The sequence below is a fragment of the Streptomyces liliiviolaceus genome, from assembly GCF_018070025.1.
Taxonomy (GTDB): domain Bacteria; phylum Actinomycetota; class Actinomycetes; order Streptomycetales; family Streptomycetaceae; genus Streptomyces; species Streptomyces liliiviolaceus.
In genome coordinates this window covers 3,855,337-3,877,822 of the sequence record NZ_JAGPYQ010000001.1, presented here as the reverse complement: position 1 = coordinate 3,877,822, position 22,486 = coordinate 3,855,337, and the positions used below count along the sequence as shown (strand labels likewise).

17 protein-coding genes are annotated in these 22,486 nt (G+C 70.7%); 5 read left to right on the top strand and 12 right to left on the bottom strand.

Features of this window, described 5'->3' with window-relative positions:
- Positions 1-101: 101 nt before the first annotated feature.
- A complete protein-coding gene (locus J8N05_RS16920; protein WP_210883700.1) occupies positions 102-1,376 on the bottom strand; it encodes an ABC transporter substrate-binding protein in 1,275 nt (424 codons plus the stop codon).
- 167 nt (positions 1,377-1,543) lie between these two features.
- Between J8N05_RS16920 and J8N05_RS16915 the strand changes: the two genes are divergently transcribed.
- The 3 genes from J8N05_RS16915 to J8N05_RS16905 are packed head-to-tail and all read left to right on the top strand — an operon-like array spanning position 1,544 to position 5,141.
- Positions 1,544-2,050, top strand: coding sequence for a PadR family transcriptional regulator (locus J8N05_RS16915; RefSeq protein WP_210883698.1), 507 nt, complete (start codon positions 1,544-1,546; stop codon positions 2,048-2,050).
- On the top strand, positions 2,047-2,844 hold the full coding sequence (locus J8N05_RS16910) for an ABC transporter ATP-binding protein (protein WP_210883696.1): 798 nt from the start codon (positions 2,047-2,049) through the stop codon (positions 2,842-2,844). The genes J8N05_RS16915 and J8N05_RS16910 overlap by 4 nt, the downstream gene beginning before the upstream one ends.
- A 5-nt stretch (positions 2,845-2,849) precedes the next feature.
- Positions 2,850-5,141, top strand: a complete 2,292-nt coding sequence (locus J8N05_RS16905) for an ABC transporter permease (RefSeq protein WP_210883695.1) — start codon at positions 2,850-2,852, stop codon at positions 5,139-5,141.
- Positions 5,142-5,328: 187 nt separating this feature from the next.
- Here the strand turns inward: J8N05_RS16905 and pgi are convergent, their stop codons facing one another.
- The 11 genes from pgi to uvrC form a co-directional block, all read right to left on the bottom strand.
- Positions 5,329-6,981, bottom strand: coding sequence for a glucose-6-phosphate isomerase (gene pgi, locus J8N05_RS16900; protein ID WP_210883694.1), 1,653 nt, complete (start codon positions 6,979-6,981; stop codon positions 5,329-5,331).
- Positions 6,982-7,283: 302 nt separating this feature from the next.
- On the bottom strand, positions 7,284-7,619 hold the full coding sequence (locus J8N05_RS16895; protein ID WP_003957010.1) for an RNA polymerase-binding protein RbpA: 336 nt from the start codon (positions 7,617-7,619) through the stop codon (positions 7,284-7,286).
- 236 nt (positions 7,620-7,855) lie between these two features.
- Positions 7,856-8,086, bottom strand: coding sequence for a preprotein translocase subunit SecG (gene secG, locus J8N05_RS16890; protein WP_030358806.1), 231 nt, complete (start codon positions 8,084-8,086; stop codon positions 7,856-7,858).
- A gap of 161 nt (positions 8,087-8,247) precedes the next feature.
- A complete protein-coding gene (gene tpiA, locus J8N05_RS16885) occupies positions 8,248-9,024 on the bottom strand; it encodes a triose-phosphate isomerase (protein WP_210883693.1) in 777 nt (258 codons plus the stop codon).
- 6 nt (positions 9,025-9,030) lie between these two features.
- Entirely contained in the window at positions 9,031-10,242 is a 1,212-nt protein-coding gene (locus tag J8N05_RS16880) for a phosphoglycerate kinase (protein ID WP_210883692.1), read from the bottom strand.
- Positions 10,243-10,372: 130 nt separating this feature from the next.
- On the bottom strand, positions 10,373-11,383 hold the full coding sequence (gene gap, locus J8N05_RS16875) for a type I glyceraldehyde-3-phosphate dehydrogenase (RefSeq protein ID WP_210883691.1): 1,011 nt from the start codon (positions 11,381-11,383) through the stop codon (positions 10,373-10,375).
- Between the two features lie 191 nt (positions 11,384-11,574).
- Positions 11,575-14,526 carry a M14 family metallopeptidase gene (locus J8N05_RS16870; RefSeq protein ID WP_210883690.1) on the bottom strand — a complete coding sequence of 984 codons (2,952 nt, stop codon included), beginning with the start codon at positions 14,524-14,526 and terminating at the stop codon, positions 11,575-11,577.
- Positions 14,527-15,172: 646 nt separating this feature from the next.
- Complete coding sequence (whiA, locus tag J8N05_RS16865) at positions 15,173-16,162, bottom strand: DNA-binding protein WhiA (protein WP_107017634.1); 990 nt, start codon at positions 16,160-16,162, stop codon at positions 15,173-15,175.
- Positions 16,153-17,259: a gluconeogenesis factor YvcK family protein gene (locus J8N05_RS16860; RefSeq protein WP_210883688.1), complete on the bottom strand. Its 1,107-nt coding sequence runs from the start codon at positions 17,257-17,259 to the stop codon at positions 16,153-16,155. The genes whiA and J8N05_RS16860 overlap by 10 nt, the downstream gene beginning before the upstream one ends.
- The gene (gene rapZ / locus J8N05_RS16855; RefSeq protein WP_210883687.1) at positions 17,256-18,344 is read right to left on the bottom strand and encodes an RNase adapter RapZ; all 1,089 of its coding nucleotides are present in this window, start codon (positions 18,342-18,344) and stop codon (positions 17,256-17,258) included. The genes J8N05_RS16860 and rapZ overlap by 4 nt, the downstream gene beginning before the upstream one ends.
- Positions 18,341-20,395 (bottom strand): excinuclease ABC subunit UvrC, encoded by a 2,055-nt coding sequence (gene uvrC, locus J8N05_RS16850; protein ID WP_210883685.1) that lies wholly within the window; start codon positions 20,393-20,395, stop codon positions 18,341-18,343. The genes rapZ and uvrC overlap by 4 nt, the downstream gene beginning before the upstream one ends.
- 410 nt (positions 20,396-20,805) lie before the next feature.
- Between uvrC and J8N05_RS16845 the strand changes: the two genes are divergently transcribed.
- Positions 20,806-20,976, top strand: coding sequence for a hypothetical protein (locus tag J8N05_RS16845; protein WP_210883684.1), 171 nt, complete (start codon positions 20,806-20,808; stop codon positions 20,974-20,976).
- Between the two features lie 462 nt (positions 20,977-21,438).
- Complete coding sequence (locus J8N05_RS16840) at positions 21,439-22,392, top strand: hypothetical protein (RefSeq protein WP_210883683.1); 954 nt, start codon at positions 21,439-21,441, stop codon at positions 22,390-22,392.
- Positions 22,393-22,486: the final 94 nt, after the last annotated feature.

The window sequence follows — 22,486 nt, the reverse complement described above, 5'->3', positions numbered from 1 at the left end:
GGGGACGTATGTCCACACATTTCCGCCCCGAAAACGGCAGATGAGACGGGCGCGTTACCTAACATGTAACTACGATCCGACGATCGTAGGAATCAGCGGGCTCAGCCGCGTCGCGAGATGTCCGCCAGTTCGCGCGCCAGCCGCCGCACCGCGGCCTCGGGCGTCTGATGTCCGGTCATCGCGTCGTGCACCACGGCCTGCACGGCCAGGCTGACCTGGTCGTAGCGCGGACTCTTCGGGCGCGGCGCCGCCGCCAGGACGCTCGCGCGGAGCGTCGGCAGATAGGGGAACCGCCGGATCAGCTCCGGATCCCCGTACAGCGCGGCCCGCACGGGCGGCAGCGCACCCTTGGTGAGCACCTGACGCTGGGTCGCCTCGCTCGTGAGGTAGGCGATGAGCCGGGCGGCGGAGTCGGGATGCCGGGCGTGGGCGCTGACCGCGAGGTTGGAGCCGCCGAGCACGCTCGCGCCCGGCCCGTCGGGCCCGGGCAGCGGCACCGCGCCGACCTTCCCGGCGACCGGCGAACCCTTGGCGGAGGCACCCACATAGGCGTACGGCCAGTTGCGCAGGAAGAGGAGACGGCCGTCCTGGAAGGCCTGCTTGGACTCCTCCTCCTTGTACGTCAGCGCCTTCCGCGGGATCCAGCCGTCGCGTACGCCGCGGGCCAGGAAACCGATGCCCTCGCGTGCCGCCGCCGAGTTGACGGTGACGCGTTCGCCCTCGTCCCCGAGGATGGTGCCGCCCGCCGAGTAGACCGCCTCGGCCGCGTTCACGGTGAGCCCTTCGTAGGGCAGGAACTGGCCGGCGTACCCGTCGAGTCCGTACTTCGGAGCGATCGATCTCGCCTGTTCCTCCAGCTCGGCCCAGGTGCGCGGCGGAGCGACGCCCTCCTTGTCGAGGAGGTCCTTGCGGTAGAGGAGCAGCCCCGCGTTGGTGACATAGGGGACCGCGTACAGCCGTCCGTCGTAGGTCGCGGTGTCCACGACCGGCGGCAGGAAGCCGTCGAGCGGGAAACGGCCCGCGGGCAGCGGGGAGATCCAGCCCGCGGCGGCGAACTCCGAGGTCCAGGCGACGTCGATGTTCAGGACGTCGAAGCGGCCGCGGCCGTCGCCGCGCAGATCGGTGGCCATCTGGGCGTGGGTCTCGTCGGCGGAGTCCGGGAGTTCGACGAGGGTGACCCGCTCGCCGGGATGCGCACGGTTCCAGCCGTCCAGCAGCGGTCCCAGATAGCCGGTGAGATCGCCGGCGGTGGCCAGCGTGAGCGGGCCCCGGCCACCGCCGCGCGCCCCGTCGGCCTGGACGCCCGAGGCGACGTAACCGGTCAGAACCACCACCGCGACCAGGAGCCCCCTACCGGCGGCGTGGATCCACCGCATAGGTTCCTCCCTGGTACACCCGGCTGCCGGGCACCTTCGCCCGGAGTCAGAGGCCATGTATACCCGTTAGGTATGGGCGATACTAGGGCCCGCGGCACATTGGCCCCGGACCAGCGGGCCCGCGGCGCCTTTTTGAAGATCTACGGCGGAGGAAGGGGAGAGCACGAGTGCGGCTGCCCCTCCTGGCCCTGCTGGCGCGCGGTCCGGCCCACGGGTACGAGCTCAAGCAGGACCTTGAGCAACTGCTGGGTGCCGCGTACCCTCAGCCGAACGTCGGCCAGATCTATGTGACCCTCGGCCGCCTTGAGAAGTCGGGACTGATCGAGGGCGAGGAAGTCGAGCAGTCGAGCCGGCCCAACAAGAAGATCTACCACCTCACCGACGCCGGACGTGAAGCACTGCACGTCTGGTACGAGGAGACGGCGGACGAGCCGCGCGTACGGGACGAGTTCTTCATGAAGCTCGCCCTGGCACCGCGGACCGGACTGGCCGACCAGATCGTCCTGATCAACAAACAACGGCGCGAGTACCTGAACACCATGCGCAGTCTGTCGAAGCTCGCCGCGGCCGAGAGCCGGGACAACCGCATCTCCCAGCTGCTCATCGAGGGCGCCATGCTGCATCTGCAGGCCGACCTCGACTGGCTGGAACGCTGCCAGGAGGAGCTGGAATGAGCCGCGCCACTCCCCGCGCCGCGTCCCGTCACCCCGTTCCGTCGCCGCGCGCCGAGGACACCCCGCTCCTGCGGGCCGAGGGCCTGGTCAAGACCCACTACGGCGAGGGCGCCCCCGCGCACGCCGTACGGGGCGTGGACCTCTCCGTGCGGCAGGGCGAGTTCGTGGCCGTCACGGGCCCCTCGGGCGCCGGGAAGTCGACACTGCTGCATCTGCTCGGCGGGCTCCAGCGGCCCGGCTCCGGCAGCCTCTGGCTGGACGGCGAGTGCACCGACGCCTACAGCGAGGCCCGCTGGGCGGTCGAGCGCAGGCGCCGGATCGGCATCGTCTTCCAGTTCTTCAACCTGGTCTCGAACCTGTCGGTCGCCGACAACGTCGAGCTGCCCGCCCTGCTCGCCGGCCTCTCCCCCAAGCAGGCGCGCGCCGAGCGCGAGCTGCTCCTCGACGAGCTGGGCCTCGCGGGCAAGGAGCGCAGCATGCCCGGCGAGCTGTCCGGCGGCGAGCAGCAGCGCGTCGCACTGGCCCGCGCCCTGGTCAATCATCCGCAGTTGCTGCTGGCCGACGAGCCCGCGGGCAGCCTCGACAGCAAGGGCACCCGCGAGGTGACCCGGCTGCTGACCCGGTTCCACCGGCGCGGCCAGACGATCGTGCTGGTCACGCACGACGCGCGGCTCGCGAGCGCCGCGGACCGGGTGATCAGCTTCTTCGACGGCCGGATCGCCGACGACGCGGCCCTCGACACCGCGCCCGCCCGCGGCACCGGGATATCCGGCGTGCTGGAACTGAGGGACTGAGCGGCGTGCGGGCCACTCTGCGCTGGGCGCACGCCGATCTGCGCTCGCACCGCGGCGAGGCGCTGTTCATCGTGCTCGCCACCGCCGGGATCGTCGCCTCGCTGCTGCTGGCCACGGCACTGTTCGGGTACGCGACCAACCCCTGGCAGCGGGTCTTCACCCAGTCGCAGGGCGCGCACGTCTGGATCCACACCGGCCCCTCCGCCGACGCGGCCGGACTCGCCGAACTGGACGGGGTCGCGTCCGTCGCGGGCCCGTACCCCACCGCCGCCGCGACCCTCGCCTCGCGCGGCACCCGCGCCTCCGTCGAGCTGCGCGGCACCGTCGACCGGCCCGCGACCGGCCGTCCGCTGCTCACCTCGGGCCGCTGGCTCGACTCCGGCGTCCCGGACGGTGTGGTGCTGGAGAGCGGCCTCGCGCGGGCGCTGTGGGCCGAGCCCGGGGACACGCTCACCGTGCCGGGCACGGACCGGACGCTGACCGTGCTGGGCATCGCGGACAGCGCCGAACCCCGCTACAGCCCCGGTGAGCGGCCGGGCCTCGTCTGGGCGCCGCCCGCCGCCGTCCAGCGCACCGACGGCCGCGGCGGCCAGGTGACCGGGCTGCGGCTGACCGACCCCGACGACACGGACTACGCCGTCCAGCGTGCCGTCACCCTCCTCGGCGCCAAGGCCGTCACCGACGTCTCCAACTGGCAGCAGGCCCGGGCCGAGGCGCAGGGCGGCAACCGGCTGCTCGGCCAGGTCCTCGGTCTGTTCGGCCTCGCCGCCCTGCTGGCCGCCGCGCTGGCCGTGCACGGCGCGATCGGCACCCGCATCCGCGGTCATCTGCGGGACATCCCGGTCCTGAAGGCGATCGGTTTCACCCCGGGCCAGGTGGTCCGGATCTTCCTGCTCCAGCATGTGGCGTTCGCGCTCCTCGGGGCCGTGCTCGCCGCGGCCCTCATCCAGGCCCTGGGCAGCCGGACACCGGGGCGCCTCGGGGACGCGGTCGGGGTGTGGCAGGGCCTGCCGGGGCACACGGCCGCGCTCCTCGGCGTACCCCTGGCCGTGGTGCTGTTCATCGCCGCGACGACCGGACTCGCGGCCTGGCGCGCCGGGCAGGTGCCTCCGGTGCCGGGGCTGCGGGCCGCGGCACCGCACGGCGGCGGTCTTTCCGCTCTGTCGCGCCGGGCGCTCGGGCTGCGGCTGCCGTCGGCGCTGGTCCTGGGCTGGCACAAGGCGTTCACGCGCCGGCCGCGCTCGCTGGCCGCGGTGGCCCGCCTCGCGCTGCCGCTGCTGCTGATCGTCGTGGCGATGAGCGCCTGGACCACCATCGACCGCTTCCAGCACAGCCCGGACCGCATCGGCCTCGCGGCGGCGCTCACGGTACGGGCCGACGCCTCCCTGACCGACGCGGACGTACGGGCCCTGCTGGCCGGCAATCCGCAGGTCGCCGCGGTCCATCCGGGCGTCGAGGTGGCCGCGCTGGTCCCGGGCCAGACGGGCACGATCGCGTTGCGCGGGCTCGGCACCCGCGCGGACCCCTATCCGTTCGCGCTGGCCGAGGGGCGTGCCGCGCACGGCCCCGACGAGGCGGTGGCCGGTCAGGGGCTGCTCGACCTGCTGGACGTACGGGTCGGGGACTGGGTGCGGATGACGGTCGGCGCGCAGCCGCAGATCCTGCACATCGTGGGGCGCAGCATCGAACCGGAGAACGGCGGCCGGGTCATCTCCACCTCGCTCGACACCCTCCGGGAGAACGACCCGGGGCTCGAAGCGGCGCTCTACCAGCTCCAGTTGCGACCCGGCGCCGACCCGCACCGGGTGGGCGCCGAGCTGACCGAGGCCGCGCACGGCGACCTCAGCGCGCACGCCGTGCCCAACCCGGCCGACGGGCTCTCGCCGCTGCGCGGGGTCGTCGTGGGAATCATCGCCGTGCTGGCCCTGATCGGTCTCATCGAACTGCTCACCGCGATCGGCGGGACGGTCCGCGAGGGCGAGCGGGATCTGCTGGCGCTGAAGGCGATCGGGCTGACCCCGCGGCAGATCACCGCGATCACGGTGACGGCCACGGGGTGCACGGCGCTGGCCGCGGTCGTCGTCGGTACGGCGCTGGGGGTGCCGCTGGCGCGCTGGCTGATCGACGCGCAGGGGCGGTCGAGCGGGATCGGTGCGGGGATCGCGCAGGGGCCGTCGCCGGCGCTCCTCGCGCTCTTGGCCACGGCCGCGGTCCTGGGCGCCGCGTCCCTCGCCGCACTCCCCGCCTCCCGAGCGGCCCACCACCGCCTCGCGGACACGCTCAGCGCGGCGGCCTGAACCCGCACTGGGGTCCGGCCGTACGGTGCGGGCCCGGTGGGGGCTTGTCGCGCAGTTCCCCGCGCCCCTCAAAAACGGGGCTGCGCCCCAGTTTTTGCCCCTTCAGGGGCGCGGGGAACTGCGCGAACGGCCCCCACCGGCCCGCAGCCGAAGACGCAGGCCGGGGCGCAGGTGAGGAACCGACCCGCTAACGCCCGCGCAGCGACCGGTACAGGCTCACCAGCGCCTTCGTGGACCCGTCCAGACCAGCCACATCCGCCCCCTCCGTGAGCGCCGGCTCAACCCGCTTCGCGAGCACCTTCCCCAGCTCGACCCCCCACTGATCGAAGGAGTCGATGTTCCAGACAGCCCCCTGCACGAACACCTTGTGCTCGTACAGCGCGATCAGCTGCCCGAGGACCGACGGCGTCAAAGAACGCGCGAGGACCGTAGTCGTCGGATGATTCCCCGCGAACGTCTTGTGCGCCACCAACTCCTCGGCAACCCCCTCCGCCCGCACCTCCTCCGGCGTCTTGCCGAAGGCCAACGCCTGGGTCTGCGCGAAGAAGTTGGCCATCAGCAGATCGTGCTGCGCCTTGAGCCCGTCGCTCAGCTCGGCGACCGGCTCGGCGAAGCCGATGAAGTCCGCGGGGATGACCTTCGTACCCTGGTGGATCAACTGGTAGTACGCGTGCTGCCCGTTCGTCCCCGGCGTACCCCACACCACCGGCCCCGTCTGCCACTCCACCGGATTCCCGTCACGGTCCACGGACTTGCCGTTGGACTCCATGTCCAGCTGCTGCAAGTAGGCCGTGAACTTGGACAGATAGTGCGAGTACGGCAGCACCGCATGCGACTGCGCGTCGAAGAAGTTGCCGTACCAGACACCCAACAGGCCGAGCAGCAGCGGCACGTTGGACTCGGCGGGGGCCGTGCGGAAGTGCTCGTCGACGAGGTGGAAGCCGTCGAGCAGTTCCCGGAAGCGGTCCGGCCCGATCGCGATCATCAGGGACAGGCCGATGGCGGAGTCGAACGAGTACCGTCCGCCGACCCAGTCCCAGAACTCGAACATGTTCGCCGTGTCGATACCGAAGTCGGCGACCTTCTCCGCGTTCGTCGACAGCGCCACGAAGTGCTTGGCGACGGCTTCCTGACCGGCCTTCAGCTCGGTCAGCAGCCAGTCGCGCGCCGAGGTCGCGTTGGTGATCGTCTCGATGGTGGTGAAGGTCTTCGACGCGATGATGAACAGCGTCTCGGCCGGGTCCAGGTCCCGCACGGCCTCGTGCAGGTCGGCCCCGTCGACGTTCGACACGAACCGGACCGTCAGCCCCCGGTCGGTGAAGGACCGCAGCACCTCGTACGCCATCGCCGGGCCCAGGTCGGAGCCGCCGATGCCGATGTTGACCACGTTCTTGATGCGCCTGCCGGTGTGCCCGGTCCACTCGCCCGAGCGGATGCGCTCGGCGAAGCCGGACATCTTGTCGAGGACCGTGTGCACGGCCGGTACGACGTTCTCGCCGTCGACCTCCACGACCGTGTCCCGCGGGGCGCGCAGCGCGGTGTGCAGGACCGCCCGGTCCTCGGTCGTGTTGATCTTCTCGCCGCCGAACATGGCGTCCCGCAGGCCGAAGACGTCCGTCGCCGCGGCCAGCTCACGCAGCAGCCGCAGCGTCTCGTCGGTGACCAGGTGCTTGGAGTAGTCGACGTGCAGATCGCCCACCTGGAGCGTGTACGCGGCGCCGCGTCCCGGGTTCCGCTCGAACAGCTCGCGCAGGTGCGCCCCGGCGAGTTCCTCCCGGTGCTCCGCCAGAGCGGTCCACTCGGGCGTCTGGTTGAGCCTCGTACGGCTTTCTGCGTTCATCTCGGACTTCCGCCTCTTTCCTGCCAGTGCTGCGTACCTTGCCCCGCTACCGGTCCCAACCTAATGGAGCAGGGTGACGCGAGTTGTCGTCCCGCCGTCGTGCGGCTCAACAACAGATACGTGCGTTTCACCCGCAGGTGTCAGCACGGCGACGGAGAAGCCGCGCGACCCCGGACGTATGAAAAATACGCCGTGGAAAAAGAGCGTCCGGCACGACACACGACCGGCCGGACACCTCTCGGTGCCCGGCCGGCTCGCAACTCCTGAATATCGCGCCGCTCATGGGATGCCGCGCGTCGCTCCTAGATCTCGCCCCGCAGTTTGGCGAGCGCCTCGGCGAGGATCGCCTCGCCGTCCGCGTCGCTGCGCCGCTCCCGTACGTACGCGAGGTGCGTCTTGTACGGCTCGGTGCGCGGCGGGTCCGGCGGGTTGTCCCGGTCCTGTCCGGCGGGAAAGCCGCAGCGGGGGCAGTCCCAGGTGTCGGGGACCTGCGCGTCGCTGGCGAAGCTGGGCTGCGTCTCGTGCCCGTTGGAGCACCAGAAGGAGATGCGCAGCCGGGGCGCGGACTCGCCACGCTCGGCCTCGCCCATCGGCCCCGCCCCGACCCGGCTTCCTCGGATCGCGTTGCCACTTGCCACGGTCGTAACTCCCTGCGTGATGGTGCCGCGAAGCGAGTCGGCGTGACGCTTCGCTGCGGGCGCCTCAGTCTACGTAAGGCCCAACGCGCGTCCAGTGATAGGAGTTACACCCCCGCGCACAGACGCAAGCCCCATGATAGGCCGCGCCTGCGGGCGCGTACCGGACATGGGGCCTTACGTGCGGAATGTGCTTGCGTAATGTGCGTTCGTGCTGCCGTACCGATGAGGGTCGGCGGTCAGTTGTTGACCTTCATCAGGATGCCCAGCACCACGATGGAGGCGAACCACAGCAGTCCGACCACGACGGTGATGCGGTCGAGGTTGCGCTCGGCGACCGAGGAGCCGCCGACGGACGACTGCATGCCGCCGCCGAACATGTCGGACAGGCCGCCGCCCTTCCCCTTGTGCATCAGCACCAGCAGCATCAGCAACAGGCTGAAGACGATCAGGGCGATCGAGAACCCCATAACCACGGCTGGACCAACTTCCTCGGACTTGGACGGACGACTCTTTGGACGGACGACGGGGGCCGGTGCTTCGGGTACGAAGCCGCCCGGCCCCCGCAAGGGTACGACGTAACACCGCTACCGCATACTCGCAGCTCGGCGCTTCACATCCGGAGCGCGTTCTACTGGTCGCGGAACCGGACGATCTTGACGAAGTCGTCGGCGTCCAGCGCCGCGCCACCGACCAGCGCGCCGTCGATGTCGGGCTTCGCCATGATCTCCGCGACGTTGCCGGACTTCACCGAGCCGCCGTACTGGATCCGGACGGCGTCGGCCACTTCCTGCGAGTACAGCTCGGCGAGCTTGCCGCGGATCGCCGCGCAGACCTCCTGGGCGTCGTCGGCGCCGCAGACCTTGCCGGTGCCGATGGCCCAGACGGGCTCGTACGCGATGACGATCGACTCGGCCTGCTCGGCGGGGAGGTCCTTGAGACCGCCCTCGACCTGGCTGAGCGTGTGCGTGACGTGGTTGCCCGCCTCGCGGACGTCCAGTTCCTCGCCGACGCACAGGATCGGGGTGAGGCCGTGCTTGTAGGCGGCCTTCACCTTGGCGTTGACGATCTCGTCGGTCTCGGCGTGGTACTGGCGGCGCTCGGAGTGGCCGATCGCCACGTACGTGCACTTGAGCTTGGCCAGCATCGAGCCGGAGATCTCGCCGGTGTAGGCGCCGGAGTCGTGCGCCGAGATGTCCTGGGCGCCGTACTTGATCTTGAGCTTGTCGCCGTCGACCAGGGTCTGTACCGAGCGCAGGTCCGTGAAGGGCGGCAGGACCGCGACCTCACAGGCGTCGTAGTCCTTGTCGGCCAAGGCGAAGGCGAGCTTCTGGACATGGGCGATGGCCTCAAGGTGGTTGAGGTTCATCTTCCAGTTGCCCGCCATCAGCGGCGTGCGAGTGGTCATACGGGGTCAGTCCTCCAGTGCGGCGAGACCGGGGAGCGTCTTGCCCTCAAGGTATTCGAGGGAGGCGCCGCCACCGGTGGAGATGTGGCCGAACGCGTTCTCGTCGAAGCCCAGGATGCGGACGGCCGCGGCGGAGTCGCCGCCGCCGACGACCGTGAAGGCCTGGGAGTCGAGCAGGGCCTGGGCGACCGCCTTGGTGCCCTCGGCGTAGTCGGGGTGCTCGAAGACGCCCATCGGACCGTTCCAGAACACGGTGGCCGCGTCGGCGAGCTTCGAGGCGTACAGGGCGCCGGTCTCGGGACCGATGTCCAGACCCATCTGACCGGCCGGGATGGCGTCCGCGGCGACGGTGGTGGGGTCGGACGGCGCCTTCGTCTTCAGGTCGGGGAAACCGGCCGCGACCACGACGTCGACGGGGACGACCAGCTCGACGCCGTTCTTCTCGGCGCGCTCGACGTACTCCTTGACGGCGGGCAGCTGGTCGTCCTGGACCAGGGAGGCACCGATCTCGTACCCCTTGGCCTTGAGGAAGGTGAAGGCCATGCCGCCGCCGATGAGAAGCCGGTCGGCCTTGCCGAGCAGTTCGTCGATGACGGCGAGCTTGTCGGAGACCTTGGAGCCGCCGAGGGCGACCACGTAGGGGCGCTCGACGTCCTCGGTGAGCTTCTTCAGGACGCCGACCTCGGTGGCGATGAGGTAGCCGGCGTAGTGCGGCAGCCGGGCCGGGAGGTCGAAGACCGAGGCGTGCTTGCGGTGCACGGCACCGAAACCGTCGCCTACGTAGACATCGGCCAGGGCCGCCAGCCGGTCGGCGAACTCGCCGCGCTCGGTGTCGTCCTTGGACGTCTCGCCGGCGTTGAAGCGGAGGTTCTCGACGACCGCCACCTGGCCGGGCTGCAGTCCGTTCACGGCGTCGTGGGCGGCCGGTCCGACGGTGTCCTGCGCGAACGCGACGGGCGCGCCGAGGAGCTCACCGAGCCGCTCGGCGGCGGGCAGCAGCGAGAAGGAGGGGTCCGGGGTGCCCTTGGGGCGGCCCAGGTGCGAGGCGACGATCACCTTGGCGCCGGCCCCGGCGAGCGCCTTGACGGTCGGCAGGACGGCACGGATACGGCCGTCGTCGGTGATGAGGCCGTCGGCCAGCGGCACGTTCAGGTCGGCGCGTACGAAGACCCGCTTGCCGTCGACCCCTTCGGAGAGAAGTTCGTCGATCGTCTTCATGAGTGGACTCCTAGGGAAGCTCTTTTGTCCGAGAGAGGGCTGATCGCTCAGCACGTGCCACAGGGCCCGGGGTGCGCGGCGGTGCGCTGCCCGGGCCCTGTGCTCACACGAGGTGCCTTGCTTCTTGGACCTAGAGCTGTTCGCCGACGAAGACCGTGAGGTCGACGAGGCGGTTGGAGTAGCCCCACTCGTTGTCGTACCAGCCGAGGATCTTCACCGTGTTGCCCTCCTGGACCATGGTCAGGGAGGAGTCGAAGGTGCAGGAGGCCGGGTCGCCGACGATGTCGGAGGAGACGATCGGGTCCTCGGTGTACGTCAGGAAGCCCTTGAGGTCGCCGTCGTCGGAGGCCTTCTTGAACGCGGCGTTGACCTCGTCCTTGGTGACCTCGCGCTGCAGGGTGACGACCAGGTCGGTCGCGGAGCCGGTCGGGACCGGGACGCGCATCGCGATGCCGTCGAGCTTGCCCTTGAGCTGCGGGAGGACCAGCGCGGTGGCCTTGGCGGCACCCGTGGTGGTCGGGATGATGTTCTCGGCGGCGGCGCGGGCGCGGCGCAGGTCCGAGTGCGGGAAGTCCAGGATGCGCTGGTCGTTCGTGTACGCGTGGACCGTCGTCATCAGACCCTTGACGATGCCGAAGTTCTCGTCGAGGACCTTGGCCATCGGCGCCACACAGTTGGTGGTGCAGGAGGCGTTCGAGATGACGTGGTGGTTGGCCGCGTCGTACTTGTCCTGGTTGACGCCCATCACGATGGTGATGTCCTCGTCCTTGGCCGGAGCCGAGATGAGGACCTTCTTGGCGCCGCCCGCGATGTGCTTCTCGGCGTCGGCCTTCTTGGTGAAGATGCCGGTCGACTCGATGACGATGTCGACGCCGAGGTCGCCCCACGGGATGTCCGAGGGGTTGCGCTCCGACAGCACCTTGATGGTGTGACCGTCGACGGTGATCGTGTCGGCGGTGTGCGACACCTCGGCCTTGAGGCGGCCCAGAATGGTGTCGTACTTGAGCAGATGAGCGGTGGTCGCGGTGTCACCCAGGTCGTTGACAGCCACGATCTCGATGTCTGCACCCTGCTCCAGCAGCGCGCGGAAGTAGTTACGACCGATGCGGCCAAAGCCGTTGATGCCTACGCGGATCGTCACGAACCGATCTCCTCGTTAGGTACGCCGGCTGTGGACGCCGGCGAGTTGTATGGGATGTCCCCGACCGCCTACGACCCTACCTCCCTGAGGCTCCCGAGGTGACATCGAGATGCCCCATACACGGCAGGGCGGTCCGTACCCGCCAGTAGGGGTACGGACCGCCCTCGGGGCCGATGCCCCGCGGGGCCGTGTCAGCCGCCGATCGCGGCCAGTGCCTTGCCCAGCAGGGCAGTGCGGTCGGCCGCCGCGGTGACGTGCTCCAGGCCGAATCCGAACAGCACGGTGTCACCGGTCGTGACCGCGCCGTACGTCTTGAACAGCTCGCCGGACAGGCCCCAGTCCTGGACGACCGCGGGGCTGCCCGCGGGCGGTCCGGGGACCTTCCAGGCGCCGAGGGACGTCTCGAAGCCCTCGGTCTCGGTGGCCGTGCCGCCGATCACGACGGAGGCGTTGTCGGCGAGGACCCCGTGTCCGCCGGAGCCCGGGTCGGTGATGTAGCTGATCGACACCTCCACGGTCTTCCCGGCGTACGCGGACAGGTCGAACTCGACCTGCTGCCAGCCCGCGGAGGCCCCGGTGAAGCTGTTCCAGGAGCCGCTGGTGCCGGTCGGGGTGCACGCGGTCGCGGTGCGGGTCAGATAGCGCGCGAGAGCGGGGTGCCCCTGCATGAAGAACCCGGCCTCGCACTCGGTGGGGACGGCCGTACTGGTGGCGCCGCCCTTGTCGGGCAGCGTGGTCCAGTCGTCGGCCCCGGCCGTGTGCGCCTCCAGCACCGCGTGGTCGTAGCCCTCCTCGGTGTCCCACAGGAGCTGGGTGCGCAGGGCGGGCGCCTGGGCCGCGCTCACACCGGTGAGGTCGATCGTGCGGGTGAGCCGGTTCCAGGCGTAGTCGGTGTGCGTGACGGCCGCCATGGACGCGCCTTCGTAGGGGCCGTACGGGTTGACGGTGCCCGGGTATCCGCCGCCGCCCTCGCTGGCGAACTGCGGGTAGCGGTCGACCGGCAGGGTGTCCGAGGTGACGCTGTAGGCGCCCGCCGCGTCCAGCGGATTGCCGGGCGTGTCGCCGAGCGGTCCCCCGGTGCCCGCGAGCTTCCCCGAGCCGGTGAAGGCGGTGGCGCCCGGAGTCGTCGTACGGGAGTAGGCGCCCAGGTAGTACTGGCTGAAGTCGTTCGTCAGGGCGCCCGGCAGCGCGACCTGGCCGCCCGCCTGCTCGCCCGCCTCGACGAGCTTGCCGCCCTCGTTGAGGTAGGCGCGCAGCTGCAGCTGGGTGGTGTACCCGGGCCGGTCGGCGCCGGTGTAGTGGACGACGCTCCTGAAGTGGCTCAGAATCCCGAGCGCGTCGGGCGCGCCCTGGGTGGTGACGTCCCAGACGACGGCCTTGCGGCCGTTGCCCTGCAGCGCGTCCACATAGGTCTGCGCCTTGGTCGCCGCCGCCCCCTCCTCCGCGATCACCAGCGTGTCGGCGCGCGGCCGTTCGGCGACGGTGTACGTGAAGTGCGTGCTGGAGGTGGGCTTTCCGGCGCGGGTCCGGCCGGTGAACCAGACCTCGACCTTGTCGCCCGGAGCCCCGTCGCGGACCTTTGCGCGGTACTCGTCGAAGTAGAGGTTGTCGTCGCCGCCGTAGGTCTCGCCGCCCTTCCAGGCCTTGAGCGACTGCGTCTTCGTACGCCCGTTGCCGACGCGGTACTTCAGTTCCTTGTCGCGTACGGACCTGCGGGCGACCACGGAGACTTCCTGGTCGGCGCCGCGGGAGTACGACGTGGCGAAGGGGGCGGGGGTGAAGTCGGGGGCGTCGATGCCGACCGAGGACTTCGGCTGGTCGGGCTCGGCCGCCGACTCGGCGACGGAGAGCGCGAACGGGATGTTCTTGACGAACTCCTCCTGGATCAGCTTCTCGTCGTCCGGGAAGGTGAAGACCGACGCGCAGTCCGCGGCGTTCCAGGGGTCGTCCGGGTAAAGGTTCGACACGGTCTGGCAGGTCGACATCTCAGGGGTGAACATCGCCGTGCCGTTGACGTTGGACGCGTGTCCGTCGGCCTCGCCGTTGGTCGTGTACAGCTCGGAGGAGACCTGCGGGCGGTAGCCGGGGATCGCCGAGTTCTCGGGGGTGCCGGCGAGGGACTTGTAGAGCACGTCGTCGGGGCTCGGCGTCGCCACCTGCCAGCCGACTCCGTAGAGGAGCAGTTCGGCGGCGGAGTGGTAGTTGATGCCGTAGTCGAAGCCGATGCGCTTCTCGAAGGAGTCGATCGCCTTGGTCTCGGGCTCGGAGCCGGCGCTCGCGCCGCGGTAGGTCTGGCTGGTCGGATACGGCGAGGACCCCTCGTCGTCGTAGCCCCACTTGTAGGCGAAGTTGCGGTTGAGGTCGACGCCGTCCCCGACGGTCAGGGCCCCGTCGCCGTTGACGTCCCGCAGGTTCTTACGCCACTGACGGTCGCCCTCGGGCTTGAAGGTCCAGTCGTAGCCGTCCGGGTTGGCGGACAGCACGAACCACAGCTCGGTGGAGTCCACGAGCTTGGTGATGCGCCGGTCCTTGCCGTAGTTGTCCAGGTAGTGGTGGAGCAGGCGCCGGGTCATCTCGGGCGTGATCCACTCACGGGCGTGCTGGTTGGACATGTACAGCACGGAGGGCTTGGCGCCGTCCTTGGTCTTCTTGGCGCCCTTGGAGAGCTTGAGGGCCAGGATGTCCTGCCCCTGGAGGGTCTTGCCGATGGAGACGACCTTCGTCAGGTTCGGGTTCTGCTGTCCCGTCCTGACGATCTCCTCCTTGAGGTTGCCCGCGCCGCTGTACGGCCGGAAGACGCCGTCCCCCGCGGCGGCCACGCGGGCGCGTGCCTTGGCCGAGAGCTTGTGCTCGGAGAGGTCGACGCCCTTGTCCTCCAGCTCCTCAGCCTGCTTGTCGGTGAGGTAGACCTCGACGTCGGCCGTGCCCTTCTGCGGGACGCGTTCGCTCAGCTCGTGGCCGTCCTGGCCGGCCGCGAGGAGCAGGGGTACCTGCTCCTTCGTGACGTCGGCGCGGAACACCTTGACCTCGTCCGCGCCCGGGTCGGCCGCGGCGCCCGGTTCCGCCTGCGCCATGGGTGCGACGGCCACTCCGCCGAGCAGGAGTGCGCCGGCAGCGAGGATCGATCTCGCTCTTCGTCTCATGAGCCCCCCTTGCGGTAGTCCGCCACTGCGGCGAACAGATGCCAGGCTTATGACAGTTCATGGTCAAGTCAATAGCACGTCACGCTCGACGCGAGGGGATGCGTTCACCCCAACTGGGTCTGGGTTGGGGCCAGTTGGGGGTTGCCGTGCGGGGCGCGCGGACGGGCTGTCGACTGCGGGTCCGGCGGGGGCGGTTCGCGCAGTACCCCGCGCCCCTGGGGGGGGTGGGGCTCGCGTGGAGTGTCGGGTGCGGGTCACATGGGGTTGCCCGCGCAGTTCCCCGCGCCCCTGAGGTTGACGGGGGCTCGCGTGGAATGTCGGGTGCGGGCCGCACTCGGTCGCCCGCGCCCATCGGTGGGTGGGGGTACGGGTGAGGTGTTGGGTGCAGGTCTCACCTGGCTGCGGGGCAAGCCATGCCGATCGCCCCGGGCCCCGACCCACCCAGGGGCGCGAGGAACTGCGCGAGCAACCCACGACGCCCGACAGCCAACCGAAAACCCGAACCCCCACTCACCCCAGGGGCGCGGGGAACGGCGCGCTCAGCCCGGTACAGCCGAAAGCCGACCACCCACTCGATCCCCCACCCCCAGGGGCGCAGGGAACGGCGCAACACCACCCCGCCGGCCGAGCCGAACACCCGGGGCCGTCAGCCCACCAAGTTGTCCGCCATCTCCTCGCTCAGCGTGGACTCCGTCCCCGGAATCCCAAGATCCTGCGCCCGCTTGTCGGCCATCGCGAGAAGCCGCCGAATCCGCCCCGCCACCGCGTCCTTCGTGAGCGGCGGCTCCGCGAGAGCCCCCAGCTCCTCAAGCGACGCCTGCTTGTGCTCCATCCGCAACCGCCCGGCAGCCGCGAGATGCTCGGGAACCTCGTCCGCGAGGATCTCCAGAGCCCGCTGCACCCGCGCCCCCGCGGCGACAGCCGCCCGAGCCGACCGCCGAAGATTCGCGTCGTCGAAGTTGGCGAGACGATTCGCCGTGGCGCGAACCTCCCGCCGCATCCGCCGCTCCTCCCACGCCAGCACGGACTCGTGCGCCCCGAGCCGCGTCAGCAGCGCCCCGATGGCGTCCCCGTCGCGCACGACGACCCGGTCCACGCCCCGCACCTCGCGGGCCTTGGCCGCGATCGACAGCCGCCGCGCCGCCCCCACCAGCGCGAGCGCCGCCTCCGGCCCCGGGCAGGTCACCTCCAGCGAGGACGAACGCCCGGGCTCGGTGAGCGAGCCGTGCGCCAGGAAGGCCCCGCGCCAGGCCGCCTCGGCGTCGCAGGTGGCCCCCGAGACCACCTGCGGCGGCAGACCCCGGATCGGGCGCCCACGGCCGTCCACGAGCCCCGTCTGGCGGGCCAGCTGGTCACCGCCCGCGACCACCCGGACGACGTAACGCGAACCGCGCCGCAACCCGCCCGGCGCCATCACGATCAGCTCGGAACTGTGGCCGAAAATCTCAAGAATGTCCCGCTTCAGCCGTCGCGCCGCCATCGCGGTGTCCAGCTCCGCCTCGATCACGATCCGGCCGCTCACCAGGTGAAGGCCGCCCGCGAACCGCAGGATGGCGGAGACCTCCGCCTTTCTGCAGCAGGTCCGGGTGACGGGAAGCCGGGAGATCTCATCCTTCACCGCTGCCGTCATCGCCATGGGCCGATCCTTCCATGCATCCGAAAAATACGGTCGTACGCGGCGGCCAACAGCTCCGGATCGTGCCTCGGAGTCCCGTCGGTCCTGGCCACCGGCGCCAGCTCGACCGCCGCGCCGAACCGCTTGGCGGCATCGGCGAGTATCTCGCGGTCGGGCACGGCGGCCTCGTCGGCCAACACCACGTCCAGGGCGAGTTTAGGGGCGTGTCGTCCCAAAACCTCCAAATGACGCTGCGGGGAGAAGCCTTCTGTTTCTCCGGGCTGCGGAGCGAGGTTCAGCGGGAGGACCCGGCGCGCCTTCGTCTCGGTGAGGGCGTCGAGCAGCTCGGGCACGAGCAGATGCGGGATCACGGAGGAGAACCAGGAGCCGGGACCGAGGACCACCCAGTCCGCGTCGAGGACCGCGGCGACGGCCTCGGGGACCGCCGGCGGGTCGTGCGGCACGAGGTGCACGGACTGCACCTCGCCGGGGGTGAGCGCCACGGTCGCCTGGCCCCGTACGGTGTCGACCTCCTCGGGCCGGTCCGGGTCGTGCCCCTTGACCAGCGCCTGGAGCTCCAGGGGTACGGCGGACATGGGCAGCACCCGCCCGTGCGCGCCCAGCAGCCTGCCGACCAGGTCGAGCGCCTGGACGTGGTCGCCGAGCTGCTCCCACAGGGCGACGATCAGCAGATTGCCGACCGCGTGCTCGTGCAGTTCGCCCTGGGACTGGAAGCGGTGCTGGATGACCCGGGCCCAGGTCTGGCCCCATTCGTCGTCGCCGCACAGCGCGGCCAGCGCCTTGCGCAGGTCACCGGGCGGCAGTACGCCCAGCTCGTCGCGCAGCCGGCCGCTGGAGCCGCCGTCGTCCGCGACCGTGACGACGGCCGTGAGGTCGCCGGTGATGCGGCGCAGGGCGGCGAGCGAGGCGGACAGGCCCATGCCCCCGCCCAGCGCGACGACCTTGGGCTGGGCGCCGCGGCGCCGCGGCTTCGCGCCGCGGGCCTCGGTGGGCTTGGCACCGCGGGCGTCGACGGGCCTGCCGCCGGGCCCGTCGATACCGCGCCCGTCGATACCGCCCCGCCGCAGCCGGTCCAGCCGCAGAGAACGTCGTGTCATTCGCGGCCCATGTCCCGGTGGACGACGACCGTCTCCACTCCCTCGGACACCAGGCGGGCCGCGAGCTTCTCCGACATGGCGACGGAGCGGTGCTTGCCGCCGGTGCAGCCGACCGCGATGGTCACGTACCGCTTGCCCTCACGGCGGTAGCCCGTGCGGATGAGCTGCAGCAGCTCGGCGTACCGGTCCAGGAACTCCTTGGCGCCGGGCTGGTTGAAGACGTACCCGGCCACCTCCTCGTTGAGGCCGGTGTACTGGCGCAGCTCCGGGACCCAGTGCGGGTTGGGCAGGAACCGCATGTCCACGACCAGGTCGGCGTCGACCGGCAGGCCGTACTTGAAGCCGAAGGACATGACGGTGGCCCGCAGCTCGGGCTCCTCCTCCCCGGCGAACTGGGCGTCCATCTTGGCGCGCAGCTCGTGCACGTTCAGGCTGGAGGTGTCGATCACCAGGTCGGCGTCGCCGCGCAGCTCGCGCAGCAGTTCGCGTTCGGCGGCGATGCCGTCGACGATGCGGCCGTCGCCCTGGAGCGGGTGCGGCCGGCGCACTCCCTCGAAGCGGCGCACCAGGGCGTCGTCCGAGGACTCCAGGAAGACGATCCGCCGGGTGACGTGCTTGGTCTCCAGGTCGGCGAGGGACTCGCGCAGGTTGTCGAAGAAGCGGCGGCCGCGGACGTCGACGACGACCGCGATCCTCGCCACGTTCCCCTGCGAGCGCGCGCCGAGCTCCACCATGGTGGGGATCAGCGCGGGCGGCAGGTTGTCGACGACGAACCAGCCCAGGTCCTCCAGACACTTGGCGGCGGTGGACCGGCCCGCGCCCGACATCCCGGAGATGATCACCAGCTCCGGAATGGCCGCCTCGGGGACGCCTGCCTTGTCGATGGTCGTGCCCGTGTTCACTTCCGCTCCGTCTTTCTGTTCCGCGTCGTCGGCTCCGCCGGCCGGGTCGGCCGCCGCCGTCCGCTGCGGTCGATTTTCGCGTGCTTCCTTGTGCGGTGCCTCGGTTTCAGCTGTGTGCGACACGTCGCTTCCGGCGTCCGTCGTGCGCGGCGCCGCCGGTTCTTCCTGCTCGTTCTCGGTCATCTTTCCTGCCCCCGTCGCTCGTCCGAGGCGCCCGCGGACACGGGCTCCTCCGCGACACCCGCCGTCGTTTCGGGTGCCGCGTCCTCCACGTGATCCTCGTCTTCCATGATCTCTCCAGTGGCGGTGTTCACGGCGGGAGCCACCGGGGCCGCCTGGGCGAAGGCCACGGCGATCGACTCGGCCGTCTTACGGCCTATGCCGGGAACCTCGCAGATCTGGTCGATTGTCGCGGATCGCAGCTTTTTCACCGAACCGAAATGCTTGATCAATGCCTGCTTACGAGTCTCACCGAGCCCCGGCACGTCGTCGAGCGGGCTCGCCCTGAAGCGCCGGGCCCGCTTGGTGCGCTGGTAGGTGATCGCGAAGCGGTGCGCCTCGTCGCGCACACGCTGAAGAAGATAGAGCCCTTCACTGGTACGTGGCAGTACCACCGGGTCGTCGTCGCCGGGCAGCCAGACCTCTTCGAGGCGCTTGGCGAGGCCGCAGACGGCGATGTCGTCGATGCCCAGCTCGTCCAGGGCCCGCTGGGCGGCCGCGACCTGCGGTTTGCCGCCGTCGACGACGACCAGCTGCGGCGGGTACGCGAAACGCTTGGGCCGCCCGTCCTCCTCGGTGAGACCCGCCTCGCCGTCGGCCCACTCGCCGGTCTTCTCCTTCTCTCCGAGGTACCGCCTGAAGCGGCGGGTGATCACCTCGTGCATGGAGCGGACGTCGTCCTGGCCCTCGAAGCCCTTGATCTGGAAGCGGCGGTACTCGCTCTTGCGGCTCAGCCCGTCCTCGAAGACGACCATCGACGCCACGACGTCGTCGCCCTGAAGGTGCGAGATGTCGTAGCACTCGACCCGCAGGGGCGCGCTGTCCAGGCCGAGGGCCTCGGCGATCTCCTCCAGCGCGCGGGAGCGGGTCGTCAGGTCGGAGGCGCGCTTGGTCTTGTGGAGGGCGAGCGAATGCAGGGCGTTGCGCTCGACCGTCTCCATGAGGGCCTTCTTGTCGCCGCGCTGCGGGATGCGCAGCGACACGTTCGACCCGCGTCGCTCGGTGAGCCACTCCTGGACGGGCTCCAGGGGGTCGGGCAGGGCCGGGACGAGTACCTCCTTCGGTACGGAGTCGCCGGTCTCCTCCCCGTACAGCTGCTGGAGCGCGTGCTCGACGAGGTCGCCCGTGGTGACCGCCTCGACCTTGTCGGTGACCCAGCCGCGCTGGCCGCGCACCCGGCCGCCGCGTACGTGGAAGATCTGCACGGCGGCTTCCAGCTCGTCCTCGGCCAGTGCGATCAGGTCGGCGTCCGTCGCGTCGGCGAGCACGACGGCGCTCTTCTCCATGGCCTTCTTGAGGGCCCCGATGTCGTCGCGCAGCCGACCGGCCCGCTCGTACTCCATGTCCTCGGCGGCGTCCGTCATCTGCCGCTCCAGGCGGCGGATGTACGTGCCCGTGCGGCCGGTCATGAAGTCGCTGAACTCCTCGGCGAGTTCGCGGTGCTCCTCGGGCGAGACCCGTCCGACGCACGGGGCGGAGCACTTGCCGATGTAGCCCAGCAGGCAGGGGCGGCCCGTCCGCTCGGCATTCTTGAACACGCCCGCGGAGCACGTCCGGACGGGGAAGACGCGCAGCAGCAGGTCCACGGTGTCGCGGATCGCCCACGCGTGTCCGTAGGGACCGAAGTAGCGCACGCCCTTCTTCTTCTGGCCGCGCATCACCTGCACACGCGGGAAGCGCTCGTTCATGGTGACCGCGAGGTAGGGGTAGCTCTTGTCGTCGCGGTACTTCACGTTGAACCGGGGGTCGTACTCCTTGATCCAGGAGTACTCCAGCTGGAGCGCCTCGACCTCCGTGGACACCACGGTCCACTCCACCGACGCGGCCGTGGTGACCATCGTGCGCGTACGCGGGTGGAGATTGGAGAGGTCCTGGAAGTAGCTGGCCAGGCGCTGGCGCAGGCTCTTCGCCTTCCCGACGTAGATCACCCGGCGGTGCTCGTCGCGGAATCTGTAGACCCCTGGCGAGTCGGGGATCTGTCCCGGCTTGGGGCGGTAGCTGGAGGGGTCGGCCATGTCTCACACCCTACTGGCGGGGTGTGACAGCGCGACGGCCCGCCGCCGCGGGCCGGGCCCGGTCCGGACCGCTCCGGGCTTCGATCCGGCCGGGTCCGACCCCGGAGGTCGCCTGGCATGCCCTGATCAGGGTGTCGAGATCGGCCCGCCGGAACCCCTTCCCGCCCCCTCGACCGGCCGATGCCGCACCCCCTGAGGGCACGCCGCCGGACCGCTCACCCAACACCCCTTCGGACGTGGACGGTTACGGCTGGCGGGAGGTGGGCAATTGAGGTGAACCGGAACCTGTTTCGGGGGCTGGCCGTGACGACACGAAGACAATTCGGGGCAATGCTCTTAGCAATGCAGATGCAGGTGGATCCACCGCCCCGGACAAGGGCGTCGGGTCGATGACCGAAGGGCTGCGGAAGATGCGACAGACACGGATCGAGAAGACACGGCGGTCGGTCCGGGTCCGCCCGTACCAGGACGAGGAGCAGTTCGGCGACAGCCTGCTGTCCGGCCTCGACCCCCGCGACCCCGACATCGTGCGTGCCAAGCGCCTGCGGTCGACGCAGCCCGACAGAGACGCCCGCCCCTGAGCCGGACGGCCACTCCGCCGTTCCGCAGCACGAAGGCGGCCCGGAGCGCAGGCGTGTCACCGGGTCCAGGACGCACTCGCGTCGGACCCTCACCGCCCGCACTCCGGGCCGCCGCATGTCCGGGCGAGGATCCGCGGCCCGCGTCCTGAGGGCGCCTAACGCCTTCGCCGCCCGTGATCCTCGTCGGCCTCGTCGTCCTCTTCGGCCTTGAGCCACCGCTCGGCCTCCGCGCCTTCGCCGCGTGCCCGCGCCCGCACGTCCGCGCCCGAAAGCGCCGGTGACAGCGAAGTTGCGCATCAGGTGTTGTCCGGGCCTGGTCAACAGGCTTCAATGCGGGATTACTTGGGCCGGGAACCACGGCGTACGCATGTGACCATCCCCCGTACGCCGACCGGGGCGGCCCCGTTGAGCAGTGCGAACGGCCCGACCAGCCGTTGTGAGCTTCAAAAGAAGGGCCCCTGCATGCGGCACGGCACACAGCACGCGGACGTGGACGTCGTCGCGGCGGAACTGGACACGACTCTGCGGACCGGCCCCTTCCATGTCGCGCTGCGCGCCGCGATCACCGCTCGCGGACTGCCGCTGCAGCGCGTACAGCACCATCTGACGCGGTACGGGGTCAAGGTCGGCGTGACGAGCCTGAGCTACTGGCAGCAGGGCGCCCGGCGCCCCCAGCGGGCCGAGTCCCTGCGGGCCGTGCGCGCCCTGGAGGAGATACTCCAGCTGCCGGACGAGTCGCTGATCCGCCTGCTCACGACGGCCGACGAGCACACCGCCGCGGAACGCCCCTCGGCCCGCTCGTACCGCTCACTGGTCGAGGCCTCCGGAGCCCTGGAGAAGCTGCTGGCCGAGCTCGACTCACCGCTCGACGGCGGACTGCTCGCCCTCGGCCAGCACGAACGCGTACGGATCGGCGCCCGCCGCGAGCTGCTGGGGCGCGACTCCCAGCACATCGTGCGCGCCCACAAGGACGGCGTCGACCGCTATGTGGCCGTCCACCACGGCGATCCCGGCTGCGCCCCGGAACGCATGACCGTGCACGCCCTGGAGAACTGCCGCACGGGGCGCGTGCTCTGGCACCACGAGACCGGCGTGCTCGTGGCCGAGCTCCTCTTCGACACGCTGTTGCGGGCGGGCGACACCTTCCTGTTCCGCTACGGCGTCGAGGACGGCACGGCCGGCGCGTCCGGCGAGTACGTCCGCGGTTTCGGCTTCTCCGGCGGGCAGTACGCCCTTGAGGTGCGCTTCGCCGAGGGGACGCTGCCCGTGCGCTGCCACCGCTTCGCCCAGCACTCGGCGGCGGCGCCCCGCAGCGGCCGCCAGGAACTTCCCCTGAGCGGCCACCACCGGTCGGTCCACATGGTGGAGCAACGGGTGCGGTCGGGGCTCGTGGGGATCGGGTGGGACTGGGAGTGAGCACCCTCCTCCCTCTCGACGCGTAAACGCTTGCGTAAGCGTTTACGTGCACCGTCGAATGGGGTACTTTCGCGGGCGGGCCGCCCGTTCCGGG

Bases quoted from the DNA above. Each gene is read 5' to 3' on its own strand.
- tpiA (WP_210883693.1), bottom strand. From the start codon at position 9,024: ATGACCACTCGCACGCCGCTGATGGCGGGCAACTGGAAGATGAACCTC.
- J8N05_RS16880 (WP_210883692.1), bottom strand. From the start codon at position 10,242: ATGAAGACGATCGACGAACTTCTCTCCGAAGGGGTCGACGGCAAGCGG.
- secG (WP_030358806.1), bottom strand. From the start codon at position 8,086: ATGGGGTTCTCGATCGCCCTGATCGTCTTCAGCCTGTTGCTGATGCTG.
- pgi (WP_210883694.1), bottom strand. From the start codon at position 6,981: ATGAACGCAGAAAGCCGTACGAGGCTCAACCAGACGCCCGAGTGGACC.
- J8N05_RS16845 (WP_210883684.1), top strand. From the start codon at position 20,806: ATGCGACAGACACGGATCGAGAAGACACGGCGGTCGGTCCGGGTCCGC.
- whiA (WP_107017634.1), bottom strand. From the start codon at position 16,162: ATGGCGATGACGGCAGCGGTGAAGGATGAGATCTCCCGGCTTCCCGTC.
- rapZ (WP_210883687.1), bottom strand. From the start codon at position 18,344: ATGACCGAGAACGAGCAGGAAGAACCGGCGGCGCCGCGCACGACGGAC.
- uvrC (WP_210883685.1), bottom strand. From the start codon at position 20,395: ATGGCCGACCCCTCCAGCTACCGCCCCAAGCCGGGACAGATCCCCGAC.
- J8N05_RS16840 (WP_210883683.1), top strand. From the start codon at position 21,439: ATGCGGCACGGCACACAGCACGCGGACGTGGACGTCGTCGCGGCGGAA.
- J8N05_RS16860 (WP_210883688.1), bottom strand. From the start codon at position 17,259: ATGACACGACGTTCTCTGCGGCTGGACCGGCTGCGGCGGGGCGGTATC.
- J8N05_RS16920 (WP_210883700.1), bottom strand. From the start codon at position 1,376: ATGCGGTGGATCCACGCCGCCGGTAGGGGGCTCCTGGTCGCGGTGGTG.
- J8N05_RS16910 (WP_210883696.1), top strand. From the start codon at position 2,047: ATGAGCCGCGCCACTCCCCGCGCCGCGTCCCGTCACCCCGTTCCGTCG.
- J8N05_RS16870 (WP_210883690.1), bottom strand. From the start codon at position 14,526: ATGAGACGAAGAGCGAGATCGATCCTCGCTGCCGGCGCACTCCTGCTC.